2 protein-coding genes are annotated in these 18,249 nt (G+C 73.0%); both read right to left on the minus strand.

Annotation, left to right across the window (positions count from 1 at the left end; genetic code table 11):
• Positions 1 to 525: beta-ketoacyl synthase N-terminal-like domain-containing protein (locus FPZ41_RS07790; RefSeq protein ID WP_228022579.1), on the minus strand; the 525-nt coding region annotated here is incomplete at its 3' end.
• 11 nt (positions 526 to 536) lie between these two features.
• A complete protein-coding gene (locus tag FPZ41_RS48015; RefSeq protein ID WP_322619942.1) occupies positions 537 to 18,233 on the minus strand; it encodes a type I polyketide synthase in 17,697 nt (5,898 codons plus the stop codon).
• Between the last annotated feature and the right edge of the window lie 16 nt (positions 18,234 to 18,249).

The raw sequence follows: 18,249 nt of genomic DNA on the forward strand, positions 1-18,249 counted from the left end.
CCCCTCAACCCCACCAAAACCACCCCGCGACGCCAACAAATAATCCTGACCATTCGTCCCCACAAACACACCCGACACCGACCCCCGCACCGACACCGGATCCACACCAGCCCGCTCCAACGCCTCCCACGACACCTCCAACAACAACCGCTGCTGCGGATCCATCGCCAACGCCTCACGCGGCGAAATCCCAAACAACTCCGCATCAAAATCCGCCACACCCGACACAAACCCACCGGAATTCACATACGAAGTCCCGGAGTGCTCCGGATCAGGGTGATAGAGGCGCTCGATATCCCAACCACGGTCGGCCGGAAACGACGCCACACCATCACGACCGGCCGCGAGCAACTCCCACAACTCATCCGGAGACGAGACACCACCCGGAAAACGGCACCCCATCCCCACGATCGCGACGGGTTCGCGGGAGGCCGCGACAAGTTGGCGGTTGCGCTTCTTCAACGTCTCGGTCTCCTCCAGGGACTTGCGCAGGGCCTGGACGACCTTTTCGTACGGTGCGCTCATCGATGCCTCTGTCAGTCTCGTGGGTCGGAGTCAAAGCCGAAGTCGTCGTCGGCTGCGAGGGCGGCTGCGTCGGTCGCAGCAGTCGTGTTGGCCTCGTCGGTCATGTCGCCGAGTGCGAGGTTCACCAGGTCGTCGACGGCGAGGTCGGCGATGGCGGTGTCCTCGTCCGGCGTGTCGTCGGACCAGATCGCGCTTTCGTCCTCGGCGCGCCGTTCCGCGTCGTCGGCCTCCGCCAGCAGGGTGCGCAGGCCGGGCAGGAGGCCGGCCTCGTGCAGTCGGCTGAGCGGGACCGCGGCGAGGACGCGGCGTAGACGGGCCTCGTCGACTTCCGTCAGGTCCTGCGGGGAGGTGTCCACGGTGTCGTCGGGGAAGAGTTCGGTGTGGAGGTGGCGGGCGAGGACGGCCGGGGTGGGGTGGTCGAAGACGAGTGTGGTCGCCAGGCGGAGTCCGGTCGCGGCCATCAGCTGGTTGCGCAGGTCGACGGCCGTGAGGGAGTCGAAGCCGAAGTCCTTGAAGGCACGGTCGGCGTCGATCGCGGCGGGCGTCTCGTGGCCGAGCACCGCGGCGACGCGGGACTGGACGAAGTCGCCCAGGGCACGCTCGCGTTCGCCGGCCGGCAGGGCACGCAGCCGCGCGACGAGTTCGCCGGGTGCGGCGGCCGTCGTGCCGGTGCCGCTGCGGGTGGCGGTCGTCGCGTCGGGCAGGTCGGCGAGCAAGGCGCTGGGGCGCGCCAGGGCGAACGCGGTCGCGAACCGGTCCCAGGAGACGTCCACCACGGCGGTGCAGGGGCGGTCGGCGGCGAGCACCTGGTCCAGTGCGGCGAGCGCGCGCTCCGGCGGCAGGGGGCGCAGTCCGGAGCGGCGAATGCGTTCGTCGGCGGCCCGGTCGGCGGCCATGCCGTCCCCGGCCCAGGGCCCCCAGGCAACGGACGTGGCCGGCAGACCGGCGGCACGGCGGTGCTGGGCGAGCGCGTCGAGGTGGGCGTTGGCGGCGGCGTAGGCGGCCTGGCCTGCGTTGCCGAGGACGCCGGTCACGGAGGCGAACAGGACGAACAGTCCGAGGTCCCGGTCGGCGGTCAGTTCGTGCAGCAGGTCGGCCGCACGGGCCTTGGCGGCGAGGGCGTCGGCGAGGTGCCGTGGGGTGAGGTCGGCGAGGACGCCGTTGGCGGGCATGCCGGCCGCGTGCACGATGCCGGTGAGCGGGGTGTCCTCGGGGATCCCGTCGATCAGCGCGCGGACCTCGTCGCGGTCGATGAGGTCGCAGGCGGCCAGGGTGACGCGGGTGCCGAGCGCGGCGAGTTCGTCGCGCAGTTCGGTGGCGCCGGGGGCGTCGGCGCCGCGCCGGGAGACGAGCAGCAGATGCCGGGCGCTCCGCTCGGCGAACCGTCGGGCGAGGTGCCGGCCGAGGGCTCCGGTGCCGCCGGTGATCAGTACGGTGCCGCGCAGGCCGTCCACTGGGGGCTCTTCGGGACGGGCGGTGCCGGGGCCGTCGTCCCGTACGAAGCGCGCGGCGAAGACACCGCCCGCGCGGACGGCGAGCTGGTCCTCGGACCAGGTGGTGGAGCGGCCGTGGGCGAGGAGCTGGGCGAGCCGGGTCAGGTCCCGGTGCCCGGGCCGGACCGGAAGGTCGGCCAACCCGCCCCAGATGTCGGGGTGTTCGAGGGCGAGACTGCGCCCGAGCCCCCACAGCTGTGCCTGGGCGGGGTGCCGGAGCGGATCCCCGGTGCCGACGGACACCGCGGACCGGGTCGCGCACCACAGCGGCGCACCGGTCCCACCGGCCGCGTCGGCCCACGCTTGGGCGAGCAGCAGGGTCAGACCGGTCGCGGCGGGCGGTTGTCCGTCGCCGGTGGCACGGTGTCCGTCACTCGTGGCCTGGTGTCCGTCGGCCGCGAGCTGGTGCCCGTCCGCTGCGCCCCGGCGCTGGTGTCCGTCCCCGGTGGGCTGCTGTTCCTCCGCCCACGCGAGGAGGGACAGCGCGCCGTCCGGGGCGAGTTCACGTACCCGGGCGGCGAGCGCGGTGCGGCTGTCGTGGCTGCCGATGGTCAGTACGGTGACCTGGGCGCCGGCGTCCCGCAGGGCGTGCGCGCACTGTTCGGCGAAGTCGTCCTGGTCGGCCGTCACCTGCTCGGGGGCGACGACCAGCCAGTTCCCGGTGAGCGTGGCGGCCGGTACGCCGACCGGCTTCCAGGTGACCGTGTAGCGCCAGGCGGCGAGTTCGGACGCCTCGCTCTGCCGCTTGCGCCAGTCGGACAGCGCCGGCAGCAGGGAGCCGAGAGGCGCGTCCGCGCTGACGCCGAGCCGGTCGGCGAGCGCGGCGGGGTCGCCGCCGTCCACGAGGCTCCAGAATTCGGCGTCGGTGCCGTGCTGCCGTACGGCGACCGGCCGCTGTGCCCGGCGGTCGCGCAGCCAGTAGCGGCGGCGCTGGAAGGCGTACGTGGGCAGTTCGACGCGTGCACCTGCCCCGAGGCTGGTGGGGTCTGCGGCTGCCGCGACAGCGGACCAGTCGGTCCGCATGCCGCGGACGAAGAGGTCGGCCACGGCCGTGAGCAGCGTCTCGGCCTCGGGACGGCCGGCCCGCAGGGCGGCGGCCGCGGTGACGCGCCCGTCGGAGACGGAGCGGGCGAGCGCGGTCAGGACCGGGTCGGGGCCGAGTTCCAGGAGCCGTGTCGCGCCGAAGTCGCCCGTGACGGTGGTGAGGGCGTCGTGGAAGCGCACGGGACGACGCACCTGATCCACCCAGTAGGCGGCGGACGCCCACTGCGTCGTGACCGACTCGCCCGTGGCGGTGCTCACGGCGGAGGTCGTCGGGCGGCGGTAGCGAATCGTCTCGGCGACGGTGGCGAAGTCGGCGAGCATCGGGTCCATCAGCGGTGAGTGGAAGGCGTGGCTGACCCGCAGCCGGGACACCCTGCGTCCCTGTCCGCGTGCCACGTCCATCGCCTCGACGACCAGTTCCTCGTCGCCGGACACCACCACGGACGAGGGCCCGTTGACGACGGCGACGGCGACCTGGCCACTGCCGGTCAGCTCCTTCAGCAGCCCTGTCACCTCGGCCTCGCCACCCTCCACGGCGGCCATCGCGCCACCCTCGGGCAGCGCCTGCATCAACCGCGCCCGAGCCGCTACCAGCCGTACCACGTCAGGGAGTTCGAAGACCCCGGCCGCATAAGCAGCCGCCAACTCGCCCACCGAATGGCCGAGCACGAGGTCGGGTCGGACGCCCCAGGACCTGAGCAGTTCGACGAGCGCCACTTGCAGGGCGAAGAGGGCCGACTGCGCGTAGCCGGTGGCGTTCAGCGGGTTCGCGTCGTCCTGCTGACCGTCGGGTTCGGCGAGCAGCAGGTCCCGCAGCGGATGCGTGAATCCGGCCTCGGGCCCCCTGAGTTCGGCTTCGAGCAGTTCGCACACGGCGTCCAGGGTCTGCGCGAACACCGGGTAGGCGGCGTGGAGTTCCCGTCCCATTCCGGGCCGTTGGCTGCCCTGCCCGGTGAACATCCACGCAGTGCGGCCCTCGCCGACGGTGCCGGTGACGACCGTGGCGTGGCCGGCCGCGGGGGTACCGTCGGCCGCCAACGCGTCCAGTCCGGCGCGCAGTTGGTCAAGGTCGGTGCCGAGTACGACGGCACGGTGGTCGAGCACGGCGCGGGTCGTGGCCAGCGCGTGCGCCACGTCGCCGGGGAAGGCCGGCTCGTCCGAGGAGGCGAGGAAGCTCGTCAGCCGGGCCGCCTGGGCCCGGGTCGCCCGGTCGGTACGGCCGGACAGCACCCAGGGCACGAGCGGGGAACCGGAGTCCGCTTCGCCCGCGCCCGGGGTGGCGCCCGGCTCGCGCCCGCTCGCACTCTCGCCGTCCGAGGCTTCTTCCAGGATGACGTGGGCGTTCGTACCGCTGATGCCGAACGAGGACACACCGGCCCGGCGCGGATGTCCGGATGCCTCCCAGTCCCGGGGCTCGGTGAGCAGCCGTACCGCACCGGACTCCCAGTCGATGTGCTCGGAGGGCCGGTCGGCGTGCAGGGTCCGGGGCAGGTGACGCCGCTGGAGCGCCATGACCATCTTGATGACGCTCGCCGCGGCTGCACCCGCCTGGGCGTGCCCGATGTTCGACTTGATCGAGCCGAGCCACAGCGGCTCGTCGTCGGCGCGCGCCTGTCCGTACGTCGCGAGCAGGGCGTGTGCCTCGATCGGGTCGCCGAGCCGGGTGCCGGTGCCGTGCGCCTCGACCACGTCGACCTCGGCGGGCGAGACGTGGGCCGCCTTCAGCGCCTGGCGGATGACGCGTTGCTGGGACGGACCGTTCGGCGCGGTCAGCCCGTTGGACGCACCGTCCTGATTGACCGCACTGCCCCGCACCACCGCCAGCACCGGATGGTTGTTGCGGCGGGCGTCGGACAACCGCTCCAGAACGAGCATGCCCCCGCCCTCGCTCCAGCCGGTCCCGTCGGCGCTGTCGGCAAAGGACTTGCAGCGGCCGTCCCCGGCGAGCCCGCCCTGCCGCGCGAACTCCAGGAACATGCCCGGCGTCGCCATCACGGTGGCGCCACCGGCCAGGGCCATGTCGCACTCGCCGGCCCGCAGCGCCTGGGCGGCCAGATGCAGGGCGACCAGCGCCGAGGAGCAGGCGGTGTCCACGGACACGGCCGGCCCCTCCAGCCCGAGCACATACGACAGACGCCCCGACGCCACACTCGGCGTACTGCCCGTCAGCAGATAGCCGTCCGTCTCCGGGGCGGCGTCGTCGTCCTCCTGTCCGCCGGAGTACCCGTTCGCGGACACACCCGCGTACACGCCTGTCGCCGAACCCTGGAGGGACAGCGGGTCGATGCCCGCGCGCTCCAAGGCCTCCCAGGCCGTCTCCAGAAGCAACCGCTGCTGCGGGTCCATGGCGAGGGCCTCACGCGGCGAGATCCCGAACAGCTCGGCGTCGAACTCCGTCGCGCCGTCGATGAATCCGCCGACCGCCGCCAGCCCCTCCAGCGTCTTCATGTTCCAGCCGCGGTCGAGGGGGAACGGCGTGATGCCGTCGCCGCCTTCAGCCACCAGCGACCAGAGCGCTTCGGGCGAGTCCACGCCGCCGGGGTAGCGGCAGCCCATGCCGATGACGGCGATGGGCTCGTCGGCGAGTACGGCGCCACGGCGGGTCGTCCCCTCCGTCTCTTCGGTCGGATTGCCGGCCGGCGCGCCGACGAGTTGCTCCCGCAGGGACGCGGCCAGCGCGGCCGGCGTCGGGTGGTCGAAGATGACGGTCACCGGCAGCGTGATGCCGGTGGCGGAGCCGAGCCGATTGCGCAGGTCGACGGCGGTCAGCGAATCGAATCCGAGGTCCTTGAAGGCGCGGGACGCGTCGACCGTCCCCGCCGACGCATGACCGAGCACCGCCGCCACCTGCGCCTGCACCAGGTCCAGCAGCTCGCGCTCCTGCTCCTCCACGGACAGCTCCCGCAGCCGTCCGGCCAGGGCACCGCCGGTCGCGGTCAGCCCGGCGGCACGACGTCGACGGTCGGTAGCCGGTACGACGCCTTGCAGGATGCCGGGCAGGCTGTCGCGTACGGCTGCCAGGGCTGACGTACGCAGGGCGACGGGGACGGCGTTCGGCTCGTCGGCGACGAGCGCCGCGTCGAGTAGGGCCAGGCCCTCGCCCGTCTTCAGCGCCGGAAAGCCCTGCCGCGCGAGCCGCTCCAGCTCCGGTCCGCCGAGAGTGCCGCCCATGCCGTCGGCGTGCGCCCACATGCCCCAGGCCAGCGACACAGCCGGTAGTCCCTGGGCACGACGGGTGGCCGCGAGGGCGTCGAGGATGTTGTTCGCGGCGGAGTAGGCGGCCTGACCGGCGTTGCCCACCACACCCGCGAACGAGGAGAAGAGAACGAAGGCGGACAGGTCACGGTCGGCCGTCAACTCGTGGAGATGCAGTGCGGATTCAGCCTTCGCCGCCATGACAGGGGCCAGCCGCTCCGCAGTAAAGTCGGCGATCAGACCGTCGTCGAGAACGCCCGCCGCATGCACCACACCGGACAGTTCGACACCGTCGAGCAGGGCAGCGAGCTCCGTGCGGTCGGAGGCATCGCACGCCCGCACCTCGACTCGGGCGCCCAACTCTTCGATCTCCGCCGCGAGTTCAGGGGCACCCGGAGCCTCCGGCCCGCGCCGGGAGACGAGGAGCAGATCCCGCACGCCGTGCTCGGTGACCAGGTGCCGGGCGACCTCCGCACCCAGACCACCCGTCCCGCCCGTGATCAGCACCGTGCCCTCGCCACCCCACGGCGACGGCACCCGCAACACGACCTTGCCGACGTGCTTGGCCTGCCCCAGCAGACGCAACGCCTCCGGGGCGCGCGAGATCCCGTAGGCGGTGACCGGGGCGGGACGTAGGGCGCCGGCCTCGAACAGGTTCAGCAGTGCCGCGAACATCTCGGCGATCCGGTCGGGGCCCGCGTCGATGAGGTCGAAGGCGGTGTAGTCGATGCCGTGCTCGGCCCGCACCTCTTCGGCGTCACGGATGTCGGTCTTGCCCATCTCCACGAAGCGGCCACCGGGCCGCACCAGCCGCAGCGAGGCGTCCACGAATTCGCCGGCGAGGGAGTCCAGCACGACATCGACACCCGGCTGGAACCGCGCCTCGAACTCGGTCGTCCGGGAGGAGGCGATCCGCTCATCGGGGACCCCGAGATCACGCACGACCGGCCACTTCGGCTCGCTCGCCGTCGCGTACACCTCGGCCCCCAGGTGGCGGGCGAGTTGTACGGCCGCCGTGCCCACTCCGCCGGCGGCGGAGTGGATCAGCACCGACTCCCCCGCCTCAAGTCCGGCCAGGTCCACCAGGGCGTAGTACGCGGTGAGGAACACGATCGGCACGGACGCCGCCTGCTCGAACGTCCACCCGTCCGGTATCCGCGTCAGCAGTCGGGAGTCGGTCACGGCCGTCGGAGCGAACGCCCCGTCCAGCAGGCCCATCACCCGGTCGCCGACGATCAGGTCGGTCACCTCCGGGCCAACCTCCAGGACCACACCGGCACCTTCGTGCCCGAGCCGACCGGCGTCGCCCGGGTACATGCCGAGGACGTTCAGTACGTCACGGAAGTTGACGCCGGCGGCCCGTACAGCGACCCGTACCTCGCCGGGGCCGAGGGCGCGCGGATCCTCGGGAACCAGCCCGACCCCGTCCAGCCGGCCCTGAGCCACCACGTCCATCCGCCAGCGAGCGCCCCTACCCACCGGCGGTACCAGCACCCCGCCCGACGCCATCCGTACCATCCGCGGCGCCCAGATCCGGCCTGCGCGGATCGCGACCTGTTGGTCGTCGATGGGGGCGGCGGCCAAGCGGTAGGACGCCGGGTCGTCATCGACATCGATGAGAGCGAAACGGCCCGGGTGCTCGTTCAAGGCGGAGCGCACCAGTCCCCAGACGCCCGCGCCGCCGGCGTCGGGGATCTCGCCGTCCCGGACGGCGACGGCTCCGTTGGTCACGACCACAAGGCGCGCGCCGGCGTAGCGCTCCTCGGTGAGCCATTCCCGGACGGCCGCCAGGACCTCGGTCACCGCGTGGGTACCTGCCCGACGGCGGACCGGGAGCAGGACGGTTCCGGTGGCGCGTATGTCGCCATCACCGTCACCATCACCGTCACCGTCGCCGTCGCCGTCGCCGTCGCCGTCGCCGTCGCAAGGAACGAGGGCGAGTCCCGCCCCGTGCCAGGGCTCGGCGTCGTCCGGCACTCGCAGGACGGTCACCGGGCCGGCCGGGGCAGCGGTGTCGGCGGAGTCGGCCGTGGGCTCGCCGGGGGCCGGGGCCCACTCCACGCGGTAGAGATGTTCCGCGCTCGTGGCGGCTGCGCCGGCGGCGAACTGGGCGGGCGAGGCCGGGCGCAGCAACAGTGACTCGACTACGGCGACGGGCGCGCCGGTGGCGTCGGCGACGTACAGGGCATAGGTGCCGGAGCCGCGCGGGACGATCCGAACGCGAACGAGGTCCGCGCCGACGGCGTGGCAGGAGACGCCCGTCCAGGCGAACGGCAGCAGGGCACCGTGCTGTTCGTCCGCACGCAGGGCGAGGGCGTGCAGCACCGAGTCCAGCAGGGCCGGGTGCAGTGCGAAGGCGTTCGCCTCGGGGTCCGCGCCTTCGGGCAGCGCGGCCTCGACGTACAGTTCCTCGCCCCGGGCCCAGACCTGCCGCAGGCCACGGAAGGCGCTGCCGTAGCGCAGGCCGGTCTCGGCCAGCCTTTCGTACAGCCCGGTCGTGTCGATCTGTTGGGCGTCCGTGGGAGGCCACGTCCGCAACTCCGCGGACTGGGCGGGTGTCTTGCCGCCGCTCACCGTTCCCTCGGCGTGCAGGGTCCAGATGGAGTCGTCCTCGGTGTGGTCCGGGCGGGCGTACAGACGCAGCGGGCGGGCGCCCGTGTCGTCGGGGGCGTCGAGGGAGATCTGGATCTGGACGGCGCCCTGCTCGGGGAGGATCAGCGGTGCCTGGAGGGTGAGTTCGTCGACGCGGTCGCAGGCCGCGCGGTCGGCCGCCGCCAGGGCGAGTTCGACCAGTGCCGTGCCCGGTACGACGACCGTCTCACCCACGACGTGGTCCGCGAGCCAAGGTGCGACGGCCGTCGACAGCCTGGCGGTCAGCAGGACGGCGTCCGATCCGGCGACGGGGACGGCCGCGCCGAGCAGCGGATGGTCGGCGGCCCCGAGCCCGAGGCCGCGCGCGTCCCCGGCCGAGCCCACGTCGCGCAGCCAGTACCGCTCGCGCTGGAACGCGTACGTCGGCAGCGCCGTCCGTACGGCACCGCTGCCCTCGAACACGGCCGGCCAGTGGACGGCGGTGCCCCGGACGTACAGCTCGGCGACGGCACGGAGTGCGGTCTCCGCCTCGGGCAGGTTCCTGCGCAGCGCGGAGAGTGCGAACGCCGGTTCCACCATGGCGGACAGGACGGGATCGGGGCCGACTTCGAGGAACCGTACGGCGCCGAGTTCGTCCACGGCCGTGCGCGCCGCGTCGTGGAAGCGGACGGCCTCTCGCACCTGCCGCACCCAGTAGTCGGGGGTGGTCCAGTCGCCGTCGCCGAGCGGGGCACCGGTCAGGCTGCTGACAACGGGCAGCGTCGGCCGGTGGTAGGTGACCTGCTCGGCGACGACGGTGAACTCGTCGAGCATCGGCTCCATGAGCGGGGAATGGAAGGCGTGCGAGACACGTAGACGGGTGACCCGGCGACCGCGTTCACGGACCGCCGCCATGACCCGCTCGACGCCTTCCTCGGTCCCGGAGACGACCACGGCGGTAGGTCCATTGACCGCGGCGATCGTCACGTCGGTGGTGAGCAGCTCGGCGATCTCCGCCTCGTCGGCCTCCACCGCGGCCATCGCACCACCCTCGGGCAGCGCCTGCATCAGCCGGGCCCGAGCCGCCACCAGCCGTACGACATCCGGGAGTTCGAAGACGCCGGCCGTGTACGCGGCCGCGTATTCGCCGATGGAATGGCCCAGCACCAGATCGGGGCGCAGTCCCCAGGAGTCCAGGAGTGCCGCGAGCGCGGTCTCGACTGCGAACAGGGCTGCTTGTGCGTAGCCGGTGCGGTCGAGGAGGGCGGCGGCTTCTGAGCCCTCGTCCGCGAAGAGGACGGCGCGCAGCGGGAGGGGGAAGCCGTCGGCACCGGACAGCTCGGCCTCCAGCAGGGCCGCCGTCTCGTCGAAGGCGCGGGCGAACTCCGGGTAGGCGGCGTGCAGTTCGCGCCCCATGCCGAGGCGCTGACTGCCCTGGCCGGTGAACATCCAGGCGGTGCGGCCCTCGGCGACGACACCGGTCACGGCGGGCATGGCGAGCCCCGACCGCAGCTCGTCGGCGTCCCGGCCCAGCACGACGGCCCGGTGGTCCAGCGCCGCGCGGGACGTGGCCAGGGACAGTCCGATGTCGAGGGGGGACAGCTCGGGCCGCTCGGCCAGGAAGGTGGCGAGCCTGTCCGACTGCGCGTCCATGGCCTGCCGGCTGCGTCCGGACAGCGCCCATGGAATGAGCGGCACCAGGGTCGGGGACTCCGGCCGGCGAGGGGACGGCACGATCGGAGCCTCTTCGAGGATGACGTGGGCGTTGGTCCCGCTGATGCCGAAGGACGAGACACCCGCCCGACGGGGACGCTCACCGCGCGGCCAGGCCCGCTCCTCCGTCAGCAGCTCCACCGCGCCCGCCGACCAGTCCACGTGGGACGACGGCTCATCGACGTGCAGTGTGCGGGGCAGGGTCTGCTCGCGCAGGGCCATGACCATCTTGACGACGCTCGCGACACCGGCGGCCGCCTGCGCGTGCCCGATGTTCGACTTGATCGAGCCGAGCCGCAACGGCTCATCATCGGTGCGGGCCTGGCCGTACGTCGCCAGGAGGGCCTGCGCCTCGATCGGGTCACCGAGCCGGGTGCCGGTGCCGTGCGCCTCCACGGCATCGACTTCCGACGCCTCCACTCCCGCGGCGGCCAACGCCTGCCGGATCACCCGCTGCTGCGACGGACCGTTCGGCGCGGTCAGCCCGTTCGAGGCGCCGTCCTGATTCACCGCACTGCCGCGCACTACCGCCAGCACCGGATGGTTGTTGCGCCGGGCATCGGACAACCGCTCCAGGACGAGAATGCCGCCGCCCTCGGCCCAGCCCGTCCCATCAGCACCGTCGGCGAACGACTTGCACCGCCCGTCACCCGCCAGCCCGCCCTGCCGCGCGAACTCCAGGAAGATGCCCGGCGTCGCCATGACCGTGGCGCCACCGGCCAGAGCGAGATCACACTCACCCGACCGCAACGCCTGGCAGGCCAGATGCAGGGCCACCAGAGCGGATGAGCAGGCCGTGTCCACGGACACCGCCGGACCCTCCAGCCCGAACACATACGACAGACGCCCCGACGCCACACTGGGCGTACTGCCGGTCAGCAGATACCCACCGGTCTCACCCTGCGGGCTCTGCATGTTCCCGCCGTACCCACTCCCGGAGACACCGGCATAGACGCCGGTCGGGGTACCTCGCAATGACGATGGATCGATCCCCGCGTCCTCCAACGCCTCCCACGCAGTCTCCAGCAGAAGTCGCTGCTGCGGATCCATCGCCAGCGCCTCACGCGGCGAGATCCCGAACAACTCGGCGTCGAAGAGCGCCGCATCGTCGAGGAAACCGCCGACGGCGGCCAGACCCTCCAACAGGGCAGGGTCCCAGCCACGATCCGCTGGCAGCGACGACAGCCCGTCCCTGCCCTCCGCGACCAGATCCCACAGCCCTCCAGCGGAATCCGCCCCACCCGGGAAGCGGCAGCCCATGCCCACGATCGCAACCGGCTCGTCGACAGCCGTGCGCGGGCGGCCGGCGCCCGTCACGGTGTCGTCCGTGGTGTCCGCCGCGCCCAGCAGCTCGGTCTTGAGGAAGCCGGCGAGGGCGGAGGGCGTCGGGTGGTCGAAGACCAGCGTGGCGGGGAGGGTGATGCCGGTCGCGGAACCGAGGCGGTTGCGCAGGTCGACGGCGGTCAGGGAGTCGAACCCGAGGTCCTTGAAGGCGCGGGAAGTGTCGATCGACCCCGCGGACGCATGCCCGAGCACCGCGGCGACCTGCGCCTGCACCAGGTCCAGCATCTGTCGTTCCTGCTCGGCCGGCTGGAGCCCGGCCAGCTTCCGGGCCAGGCCGGAGGCAGCCGCTGCCCCCACCTGGCCGGCGGCACGACGCCGACGGTCGGCGGCGGGCACGAGACCTTGCAGGATGCCGGGGAGACTGTCTCGTACGGCTGCGAGGGCGGGCGTACGCAGGGCGACGGGGACGGCGATCGGCTCGTTCACGAGCAGAGCCGCGTCGAGGAGGGCGAGCCCCTCACTCGTCTCCAGCGCCGGGAAGCCCTGCCGGGCCATCCGCTCCAGCTCGGCCTCGCCGAGGGTGCCGCCCATGCCGTCGGCGTTCGCCCAGATGCCCCAGGCCAGCGAAACGGCAGGCAGGCCTTGGGCCCTGCGGACCAGGGCCAGGGCATCCAGCACATTGTTCGCGGCGGAGTAGGCCGCCTGACCGGCGTTGCCGACCACACCCGCGAAGGAGGAGAAGAGCACGAAGGCAGTCAGGTCACGGTCGGCCGTCAACTCATGTAGATGCAGGGCGGATTCAGCCTTCGCGGCCACCACACGGCCCAGGCGCTCGGCCGACAGGTCACCGATCAGACCGTCATCGAGCACGCCCGCCGCATGCACCACACCGGCCAGGTCAACCCCGTCAAGGACAGCGGCGAGCGCGTCGCGATCGGCCACGTCACATGCGCGTACCTCGGCACGGGCGCCCAACTGGGCCAGTTCGGACACGAGTTCACTCGCGCCGGGAGCAGCGGAACCTCGCCGGGACACCAGCAGCAGATCGCGTACTCCGTGTACATCGGCCAGGTGCCGGGCGACTTCCGCACCCAGGCCACCCGTCCCTCCCGTGATCAGTACCGTGCCCTCGCCACCCCACGGCGACGGCACCCGCAGCACAACCTTGCCGACGTGTTTGGCCTGCCCGAGCAGGCGTAGCGCCTCCGGGGCGCGGGAGAGGTCGTACGACGTGACCGTGACCGGTCGCAGCGCGCCCTGCTCGAAGAGCTCCAGCAGCGCGGCCCACATCTCGGCGATGCGGTCCGGGCCGGCATCCATCAGGTCGAACGAGCGGTACGACACCCCGTGTTCGGCCCGAACCTCGTCGGCGTCACGGACATCGGTCTTGCCCATCTCCACGAACCGGCCACCGGGCCGCACCAACCGCAGCGAGGCGTCCACGAACTCACCGGCGAGCGAGTCCAGTACGACATCGACACCCGGCTGGAACCGCTCCTCGAAGTCCGTGGTCCGGGACGAGGCGATCTGCTCCTCCGGAACCCCCAACCCCCGTACCACCGGCCACTTCGGCTCGCTCGCCGTTCCGTACACCTCGCCGCCCAGGTGCTGGGCCAGCTGTACGGCAGCCATGCCGACGCCACCGGCAGCGGAGTGGATCAGTACCGACTCTCCGGCTTGAAGCCCGGCGAGGTCCATCAGGGCGTAGTAGGCGGTCAGGAACACGATCGGGACGGACGCCGCCTGCTCGAACGACCACCCGGCCGGTATCCTCGTGACCAGCCTGGCGTCGGTGGTGGCCACCGGGCCGAAGGCCCCGTCCAGCAGGCCCATGATCCGGTCGCCGACGGCGAGTCCGGTCACGTCGGGTGCCACCTCGATGACGACGCCGGCGCCCTCGTGCCCGAGCCGTCCGGCATCGCCCGGGTACATGCCGAGGACGTTCAGTACGTCACGGAAGTTGACGCCCGCGGCCCTTACCGCGACCCGCACCTCACCGGCTCGCAGCGCACGCGGCTCCTCCGGAACCAGAGCCACGCCGTCGAGCCGCCCCTGGGCGACCACGTCCATCCGCCAGCCGGCACCCGCCCCCACCGGCGGCACGAGCACCCCGCCCGACGCCATCCGCACCATCCGCGGCACCCATACCTGGCCGTCCCGGATGGCTACTTGATCCGTCTCGTCGCCGGAGTGGAGGGCGGCGGTCGGCCCGTCGGCGTCGACGAGGGCGAAGCGGCCCGGGTGCTCGTTCATGGCGGCGCGGAGCAGGCCCCAGACTCCGGCGGCGGACGGGGTGGGGGTCTCGTCCGGGGTCACGGCGACGCCGCCCGAGGTCACGACGACCAGGCGGGAATCCGCGAACTTCGGCTCGGCGAGCCAGCGTTGCACCACCGCGAGGGTCTGGGTGAGGACGTCCGCGACGGGGCCGTCGGCGATGGGCAGCAGGACCCGGCGCGGGGTGGCGGCGCCGGCGTCGAGGGCGGTGAGCAGTGCGTCCAGGTCGGGGTGGGTCGGGACGGCGTCGGGAGCGTGCAGCCGCGAGTCGTCCCCGACATCGCCCATGACGACGATGTCAGTCATCTGATGCTCGGTGGGCGGCGCGGTGACGGGCGTCCACTCCACCCGATAGAGGTGCTCGGCGCCCTGCGCCGTTCGCTGCGCGGCGAGGTCCGTGGTCGAGACGGGGCGCAGCAGGAGGGAGTCGATGGTGGCGACCGGTTCGCCGGTCGCGTCGGCGATCCGCAGGTCGATCTCGCCCTCGCCGCGCACGCGCAGCCGGGCCCGGACCGAGGTGGCGCCGACGGCCGTGAGCGTGACACCGGACCACAGGAAGGGGAGGAGTGCAGTGCGGTCGTCGCCGCCGCGCAGGGCGAGGGCGTGGAGGACGGTGTCGAGGAGGGCGGGGTGGAGGCCGAAGGAGGCGGCGGCGTCAGCGAGGGGTTCGGAGAGAGTGGCCTCGACGTACCAGTCGTCGGCGGCCCGCCAGACGCGGGTGATGCCGCGGAAGGCGGGGCCGTACTGGAGGCCGACGTCCGTGAGGCGGTCGTAGAGACCCGCGAGGTCGGCGGGTTCGGCGTCGGCGGGCGGCCAGGCGTGCAGGTTCCAGGACCCGTCGTCGGCCGTGGCGTGGGCCCTGTCGCTGACCGTGCCGGTGGCGTGCAGCGTCCAGGCCTGTTCGACCTCGGCGTCCTCGGCGCGGGAGTAGACACGCACGGTGCGGCGGCCGTCGTCGGTGGCGGCGTCGATGACGATCTGGACCTGGGCGGCGCCCTGCTCCGGGAGGATCAGTGGGGCCTGGAGGGTGAGTTCGTCGAGGTGGTCGCAGTCGACGCGCAGGCCTGCCTGGACGGCGAGCTCGACGAGGGCGGTGCCGGGGACGACGGCGAGTCCGCCGACCAGATGATCGGCCAGCCAGGGCGCGGTGGCGACGGACAGGCGTGCGGTGAGCAGGACGTTGTCCGAGCCGGCCACGGCGACGGCAGCGCCGAGCAGCGGGTGTCCGGCGACACCGAGGCCGAGGCCGCGCGCGTCAGTGGCGGGCCGGGTGGCGTCGAGCCAGTAGCGGTTGTGCTGGAAGGCGTAGGTGGGCAGGTCGGTGCGGCGGGCGCCGGTGCCGGTGAAGACCGCGGCCCAGTCGGCGGCGGCGCCCCGTACGAACATCTCGGCGAGCGCGGTCAGCACCGAGCCGCACTCGTCGCGGCCCTCGCGCAGGGTGGCCACGGCGGCGGTGTCGGGGGCGGCGGTCTGGACGAGGCCCGTGAGGACGGGGTCGGCGCCGATCTCCAGGAAGCGGGTGACACCGAGTTCGGTGGCGGCGGTGCGGACGGCGGCGTGGAAGCGTACGGCGTCGCGAACCTGTCGTACCCAGTAGTCGGGGCTCGCCCAGTCGTCGCCGTCGGCGGCCCGGCCGGTGAGGGTGCTGACGGCGGGAACGACGGGGCGGCGATGGCCGATGCCCGCGATGGTCTCGGCGAACTCGTCCGTCATGGGAGCCATGAGCGGGGAGTGGAAGGCGTGGCTGACCCGCAGGCGGGTGACGCGCAGCTCGCGTTCACGGGCCGCTTCCATGACCTGCCCGACGGCCTGTTCGGTGCCGGAGACGACGACGGCGCGCGGACCGTTGACGGCGGCGATGACGGCGCCCTGCGTAAGGAGTGCGGTGGCCTCGGTCTCGTCGGCCTCGATCGCGGCCATCGCGCCGCCGTCCGGGAGGGCCTGCATGAGCCGGGCGCGGGCCGCCACCAGCCGTACGGCGTCCGGGAGTTCGAGGGCGCCGGTGGCGTGGGCGGCGACGATCTCGCCGATGGAGTGGCCGATGACGACGTCGGGTTCGGCGCCCCAGCCGCGCAGCAGGGCGACGAGGGCCGCCTCGACGGCGAATATGGCCGTCTGGGCGTAGCCGGTGCGGTCCAGGAGCGCGGCCCGGGGTGTGCCGGGTTCGGCGAAGCACACCTCGCGCACGGGCACGTCGAAGCCGGGCGCTCCGGCGAGTTCGGCGTCCAGCAGGGCGCAGATCTCGTCGAAGGCGCGGGCGTAGGTGGGATGCGCGGCGTACAGTTCGCGGCCCATGCCGGGGCGCTGGCTGCCCTGGCCGGTGAACAGCCAGGCGGTACGGCCCTCGGTGACCGTGCCCTTGACGGCGGTCGCGGTGCCGGCGATGCCGGTGACATCGTCGCCGGTGACTTCGTCGAGGGCGGCGCGCAGGTTGTCGCGGTCGGGGCCGAGGACGACGGCACGGTGGTCGAGGACGGCTCGGCCGGTGGCCAGGCTGTGGCCGATGTCGAGGGCGGAGGCGTCGGATCCGGTGACGTGGGCGGCGAGGCGTTCGGCCGCGGCTTCCAGGGCGGGTGCGCTGCGGGCGGTCAGGACCCAGGGGATGCGAGGCAGGGCGTGGGGCGGGGCAAGGGTGTCGGCGGACGAGAGTTCGGGGTCGAGCGCGGACTCGGGCTCGGGCTCGGGCTCGGAATCCGCATCGGGTGCGGATGCCGGTTCGGGGGCCGGTGCGGGTGCCGGTGCCGGTTCGGGTGCTTCCTCGAGAACCACATGGGCGTTGGTGCCGCTGATGCCGAAGGAGGACACGGCGGCCCTGCGGGGGCGTTCGGCGCCGGGCCAGGGCCGGGACTCGGTGAGGAGGCGTACGGCGCCGGCCGACCAGTCGACGTGCGAGCTGGGCCGGTCCGCGTGCAGGGTGGGCGGCAGGTGGCGGGCGCGCAGCGCCATGACCATCTTCATGACCCCGGCGACGCCGGCCGCCGCCTGGGTGTGCCCGATGTTGGACTTCACGGAGCCGAGCCAGACGGGGTTCTTCTCGTCCCGTCCCTTGCCGTAGGTGGCGAGCAGGGCCTGCGCCTCGATGGGGTCGCCGAGCCGGGTGCCGGTGCCGTGCGCCTCGACGGCGTCCACGTCGGCGGTGGTGAGCCGGGCGGACTCCAGGGCGCGGCGGATGACGCGCTGTTGTGCGGGCCCGTTGGGCGCGCTGAGGCCGTTGGACGCGCCGTCCTGGTTGACGGCGCTGCCCCGGATCACGGCGAGGACGGGATGCCCGAGGCGCCGGGCGTCGGAGAGGCGCTCCAGGACGAGGACGCCGGCGCCCTCCGCCCATCCGGTGCCGTCGGCGTCGTCGGCGAACGCCTTGCAGCGACCGTCGCCGGCCAGTCCGCCCTGCCGGGAGAACTCGACGAACGTCGTCGGCGCGGCCATCACCGTCACACCGCCCGCGAGGGCCGTCCCGCACTCGCCGGAGCGCAGGGACTGACAGGCGAGGTGCAGGGCGACGAGGGACGAGGAGCAGGCGGTGTCGATGGTGACGGCGGGGCCCTCGAAGCCGAAGACGTACGCGATACGGCCGGAGAACACGCTGCCCGCGTTGCCGTTGGCGAGGAACCCGGCAACGTCCTTCGGCACCTCCTGGAGCCGGGAGGCGTAGTCGTGGTACATGAGCCCGGCGAAGACGCCGGTCGCCGTGGACCGCAGGGACAGCGGGTCGATGCCGGCGCGCTCCAGGGCCTCCCACGACGTCTCCAGCAGCAGCCGCTGCTGCGGGTCCATCGCCAGGGCCTCGCGGGGGCTGATGCCGAACGCCTCCGCGTCGAACTCGGCGGCCTCGTGCAGGAAGCCGCCCTCCCGGGTGGCCGAGGTGCCGGCCGCCCGCTCCGCGTCGGTCGCGAACAGGGCGTCCAGGTCCCAGCCACGGTCCGTGGGGAACGACGTGATGCCGTCCCCGCCGCCGCTCACCAGCCCCCACAGGTCCTCGGGCGAGGCGACTCCGCCGGGGAAGCGGCAGCCCATGCCGACGATGGCGATCGGCTCGTGATCCTTCGCCTCGGCCTCACGCAGACGAAGGTGGGCGTCCTGCGCGTCGGCGATCGCACGCTTGAGGTATTCGCGGAGCTTTTCCTCGTTCGCCATCTGTTCCTTGTCCTTC

The organism is Streptomyces acidicola, from assembly GCF_009377235.1.
Lineage (GTDB): Bacteria > Actinomycetota > Actinomycetes > Streptomycetales > Streptomycetaceae > Streptomyces > Streptomyces acidicola.

Bases quoted from the DNA above. Each gene is read 5' to 3' on its own strand.
- FPZ41_RS48015 (WP_322619942.1), bottom strand. From the start codon at position 18,233: ATGGCGAACGAGGAAAAGCTCCGCGAATACCTCAAGCGTGCGATCGCC.